Here is a 5,288-nt window from a genome sequence, read left to right on the forward strand (position 1 = left end):
GAAAAGGGGGGCGGGGATTTCCTGTAATATAGCAGATGGGGACATAGGGCGAAAGGTCGGCTCCCATCAGGGCTCCCTCCGTGCCTGCCCGAAGGAAACCGGCCAGGGCGTCCGTCCAGTCCTCCCTGGTGCGGATGGTCCGGGAAACGGAACCTTTCCCCGTGGCAAAGACGAAACGGAAAGGAATGCGGGCAGATAGGAGAGCCAGTCCGGAAGACAGCAGGGCGTCGCCCACCGTGTCCCGGAGCATGTCATTTCTTTCATAGTCCGCCGCCAGCACGATACGGTCGCTGCCGGAGGGAGCTGAATCCCGCACGTAGACCTCATCCTTCCGGGCGGTTACCTTCCAGTTGATGAGGTGGGGATTGTCGCCGGGCTTATACTCCACGGCGCCGAAGTACTCTTTGTCTTCGCTTCCTGCAATGCGGCGGAGAGCGGAGAGGGCTGCTTGAAAAGTCCCCACCTGCCGGGGATAGACAAGGAAAGAAGAGGCGGTTATATCCCTTTTGAAATGGAAAAGGGCAAAGGGATCCTTCCAGAAAAAGGTGATTTTCCCGGGAGAAAAGCGGCCGCAGTGGAGCACTTCCCTGGTGAAATAAAAGATGAATCCGTCCTTTGTCTCTTCATAGGATTCAAAGGGGGCGCCGTCCAGCAGCACCTCCAGGGAAGAGAGAAAGGGCAGGAAAGGACTTTTCAGGGAAATGGCGATTTCCGCCTGTTCGCCCCTTACCACATGGGAAGGAGCGGACAGGGAGCACAGCACCCTTTTCCCCGCCTGCCGGCTTCCGAAATACAGGGCAGCCGGTGCCAGCAGAAGCATGAGAAAGAGCAGGAAGGCATCATACTGGTCGTACATCACCATGAGGAAAAGGGCGATGAAAAGAAGAAATACATAGTAAAAGCGGCCCATTTATGCCTCCTTCAGTGATGGCAGGGGCAGGGAAGAAAGAATCTCGGCAAGCACCGACTCCGTCGTCTTTCCATTGTACCGGGCATCGCCGGTGAGAGAAATGCGGTGGCCCAGGGTATAGGGTGCCACAGCGGCCACATCGTCGGGGGTGGCATAAGCGCGTCCCTCCATTAAAGCATGGGCGCGGGTCATGGCTGCCAGGGCCATGGTGCCTCTGGGAGAAACGCCAAGGCGGATGTCCGGGTGATTTCTGGTAGCCCGGGCAATGTCCACCATGTAGCCATAAAGGCTGTCCTCCACATGGACGCGGGATGCCTCCTCCCGAAGGGCGAGGAGCCCTTCCGGCGTAACGACGGCAGAAAGACCGTCGGCAGGATTCTTCTTCTCCCCGGAAAGAATGCGGATTTCATCCTCCCTTTCCGGATAGCCTACGGTAATGCGGATCATGAAACGGTCCGTCTGGGACTCCGGCAGCTCCTGGGTGCCGGAAGAACCGAAGGGATTCTGGGTGGCCATGACGATAAAAGGCTGGGGCACGGCATAGGTCTTCCCATCCACTGAAAGACGGCCCTCCTGCATGACCTCCAAAAGAGCGGACTGGGTCTTCGGAGATGCCCGGTTGATTTCATCGGCCAGAAAGAAATTGGTCATGGCGCTTCCCGCCATGTAACGGAAGGTGCCGGAATTCTTATCGTACATGGAAAAACCCGTAATATCCGACGGCAGCACATCGGGAGTAAACTGCATGCGCTTGTAGTCCAGCCCCAGCACATGGGTAAAGGCCACGGCAATGGTGGTCTTCCCCACGCCGGGAATATCGTCGATCAGGATATGGCCCCCTGCCAGAATGGCGGTCAATATGCGGCGCAGCACCTCGTCCTTGCCCAGCACCGCCTTCCCCGTCTCGGAAAGAATGGCGTCAATCGTTTCTTTTGTATTCATATGAGTACCTCTATTCTTAATGAAATATATTTCCTATTATACTCCTTAAGGGAAGGGGGATATGGGAGTGTCCATGGAGGGGATTTGCGGTATTCCCAAAAGAGGGGAAGGGTTGACGGGGCCTTCGGAAAGAACCTGGGCCGCCAAAGCGGTCCCATTGACAATCCTCCTTTTCTCCCCTATAATAATATCGTTATGGAAGGGTGTCCGAGCGGTTGAAGGAGGCGGTCTTGAAAACCGTTAACTTCGTGAGAGGTTCATGGGTTCGAATCCCATCCCTTCCGCCATAAAAAAACGAATCCGCGGCGTTTCCGCGGATTTTTTTGTACCATTTTGGAGGCTGTATGACCATTGCAGGAAGAGACATGGATATTGTATCCATCATACGAAAAATTCTGGGGCTCACCATCGGAGCCATCATTTATTCCGCAGGGCTGAACCTGTTTCTTATTCCAAACCACATCATCGACGGCGGCATCACCGGTATTTCCCTTCTGGTGCAGGCCCTGACGGGAGTGCCCTTTTCCCTGCTCATCGTGGTGCTGAACCTGCCCTTTTTCTACCTGGGCTACAGGCGCCTGGGCGCCGGACTGGCGGCGTCATCCACCTATGCCATCGTCATCCTGTCCCTTTTCTCTTCTATCTTTGAAGAAATGAAACCGGCCACCACGGATCCCTTCCTTTCCACCATTTTCGGCGGCATTATCATCGGCATCGGCGTAGGCATCGTCATTAAAAGCGGCGGTTCCACCGACGGCACGGAAATCGTAGCCATCTGGATGGACAGCAAATCCTCCTTCTCCGTAGGGGAAATCATCATGTTCTTCAACTTCTTCATCCTGGGCGCCGCAGGCTTCGTATTCAGCTGGAACAGCGCCATGTACTCCCTCATTGCCTATTTCATCTGTTCCCGCATGATTGACGCCGTATCCACAGGCCTTGATTCCTCCAAAGGCATTTTCATCGTCACCACGGAATACGACAAAGTATCTGACGCCATCGTTCACGACATGCACCGCGCCGTCACCCGTCTCCACGGCCAGGGCGGCTACCTCAAGGATGATAAGGATGTGCTCTACTGCGTGGTGACCCGTCTCGAAGTGACCAAGCTGAAACAGGTGGTGCACCATATCGATCCCTCCGCTTTCCTGTCGGTTTTCGATGTGCAGGAAGTACAGGGGGGCCTGGTCAAAGGGAAAAGCCTGTAATATATCCGGAAATAAAAAACGCTCCTGCCACACTGTGGCGGGAGCGTTTTTATTATTTCCGGTCAGCCTGTCCGGGTCTTCCTCTTTAGTAATAGAAATTTATGAGAATATCCGGTCCTTGTCATATCTTTCTCCATCAGCATCCGGAAGAAGTCCATAATCTTCTGTCCAGAGCGTCTTGTATCTCAGGGCCTGAAGGTGGATCTTGCGGACCGTATTTTCGTCGAGCTGCTTCACCACTTTAGCGGGCCTTCCCATGACGAGGGAATGGGGCGGTACTACGGTCCCTTTGACCACCAGGGCACCGGCGGCCACGATGGAACCTTCCCCAATGACCGCGGTATCCAGCACGCAGGCACCCATGCCGATGAGGCAGTTATCTTCCACCGTGCAGCAGTGAAGGATGGCACTGTGTCCGATGGTTACAAAATTGCCGATGTGGCACTCATAACTTTCCCCATGGATCATGGTATTGTCCTGCACATTGGTATAGCTTCCGATGGTGATGGCCTTGTCACCCCTGACTGTAGCATGGTACCAGATGCTGGAAAACTCGCCGACCGTCACATTTCCGATGACATCGGCATCCTCAAATACATGGGCCTTCGGGTGGATAGAAGGCTGGCTCTTTCCGTTTCCTGCAATCATCATTTAGCTCCTTTCCGCTTTTAGAATGGTATTTCTGTTTCCTGCCTTCATTATACGCTATTTTACCCGGGCCATGGCAAATTTAAAAAAATTCCGAATTTCCCCTTTTCAATCATGGAAAGCCATTGTATAATAAGACAATTTGTGCCGGAGCAGGCACGGGAGTTTTTTGTGAGTATCTCTAAGAGGGGGAACTATGACAGAAAAATCTTTGGAAGAGAAGGAATTTGAGGAAACCGGGGTCACCCGGAAAGAACGATGGAAGATCATGTGGGCTTCCATCATCGGTTATGCCATGGACGGGCTGGATGTGCTCATTCTTTCCTTTGCCATGGCGGCTATTGTCAGCGAGTTTGGCCTGACTCTCGGGGAAGGGGGCCTCATTGCTACCTACACCCTTATTGGTACGGTGCTTGGGGGATATCTCTTTGGTATTTTTGCCGATTACTACGGCCGTGTTCACACGTTTTCACTGACCATCATTATTTTCTCTATCTTTACCGGTGCCTGTGCCTTTGCAGATAATGTGACGCACCTCAATATTCTCCGTTTCCTGGCCGGTCTTGGGCTTGGCGGGGAATACGGCATCGGCATGACCCTGGTTTCCGAAACCTGGCCGGCTGCCAAGCGTGCCAGAGCCACCGCCGGTGTAGCCATGGGCTGGCAGGCCGGCGCTGTGCTGGCAGCCATCCTGGCGGCTGTGGTGCTTCCGGACTACGGCTGGAGAGGCCTCTTCCTGGTGGGCGTGGTGCCGGCACTGCTGGCTGCCTGGGCCCGTCACGGCATTAAGGAACCGCCTATGTGGGTGAAGCGCAAGGAAATGAAGAAAGCACTGGCTGCCAGAAAGGCCAATGGGGAAACCCTGACGGCAGAGGAAGAAAAGCAGCTGGCGGAAGCAAAGAAATTCCCCCTGGCTCATCTTTTTGCCAGTCCTTCCAAGACAGTGACCACACTGTCCCTCACCGTTATGACCAGCGTGCAGAACTTCGGATACTACGGCATTATGGTGTGGCTGCCCATGATCCTCCTGAAGGAGCATGGACTCACCACGAAATCCATGTCCGGCTGGATGATTGTTACCGTTATCGGCATGATTGCAGGCATTTACGTATTCGGCTATCTCTGCGACCGTCTGGGCCGCAAGGTTCCTTACCTTATTTTCTACATCTGCGCTGCAGCCATGGTGTACATTTACGTGAACCTGGGCACGCCCATCGCCCTTCTCTTCGGCGGTGCCTTCCTGGGCTTCTTCTGCAACGGCATGATGGCCGGCTATGGTACCCTTCTTTCTGAAAACTATACCACCGACGCCCGCTCCACTGCCCAGAACTTCATCTTCAATACGGGCCGTGCTGTAGGGGGCTTTGCTCCCGCCATCATCGGCGCCCTGGCCCAGTCCCATGGATTCAGCGCTGCCTTCGCCCTCCTGTCCTGCGTCTACATCGCAGCAGCAGTGAATGTGCTCCTTTTCATCAAGGACACCAGAGGCACTGTAATCCGCTGATTTCCTGATTTTCAATAAAAAGGGGCTGTGAAAAAATGATTTACATTTTTTTACAGCTCCGGCCGCCTGCGGCGGC

At 54.3% G+C, this 5,288-nt stretch carries 5 protein-coding genes and 1 tRNA gene; 3 read left to right on the forward strand and 3 right to left on the reverse strand.

Features of this window, described 5'->3' with window-relative positions; genetic code table 11:
* On the reverse strand, positions 1-910 hold a 910-nt coding region (locus Q0482_RS06020; RefSeq protein ID WP_299144664.1), incomplete at its 3' end, for a DUF58 domain-containing protein.
* Entirely contained in the window at positions 911-1,852 is a 942-nt protein-coding gene (locus Q0482_RS06025; RefSeq protein WP_299144667.1) for a MoxR family ATPase, read from the reverse strand.
* A 197-nt stretch (positions 1,853-2,049) separates the two neighbouring features.
* On the opposite strand from Q0482_RS06025, the gene Q0482_RS06030 reads away from it, so the two are divergent.
* A tRNA-Ser gene (locus Q0482_RS06030) sits at positions 2,050-2,139 on the forward strand.
* A gap of 57 nt (positions 2,140-2,196) precedes the next feature.
* Positions 2,197-3,060, forward strand: a complete 864-nt coding sequence (locus tag Q0482_RS06035) for a YitT family protein (protein WP_299144670.1) — start codon at positions 2,197-2,199, stop codon at positions 3,058-3,060.
* Between the two features lie 99 nt (positions 3,061-3,159).
* Here Q0482_RS06035 and Q0482_RS06040 read toward each other — a convergent pair whose 3' ends face one another.
* Positions 3,160-3,711, reverse strand: a complete 552-nt coding sequence (locus tag Q0482_RS06040; RefSeq protein ID WP_299144673.1) for a gamma carbonic anhydrase family protein — start codon at positions 3,709-3,711, stop codon at positions 3,160-3,162.
* A gap of 193 nt (positions 3,712-3,904) precedes the next feature.
* Between Q0482_RS06040 and Q0482_RS06045 the strand changes: the two genes are divergently transcribed.
* Positions 3,905-5,212, forward strand: coding sequence for an MFS transporter (locus tag Q0482_RS06045; protein ID WP_299144676.1), 1,308 nt, complete (start codon positions 3,905-3,907; stop codon positions 5,210-5,212).
* The last annotated feature ends 76 nt before the right edge of the window (positions 5,213-5,288 follow it).

The sequence above is a fragment of the uncultured Dialister sp. genome (assembly GCF_937959425.1).
Lineage (GTDB): Bacteria > Bacillota > Negativicutes > Veillonellales > Dialisteraceae > Dialister.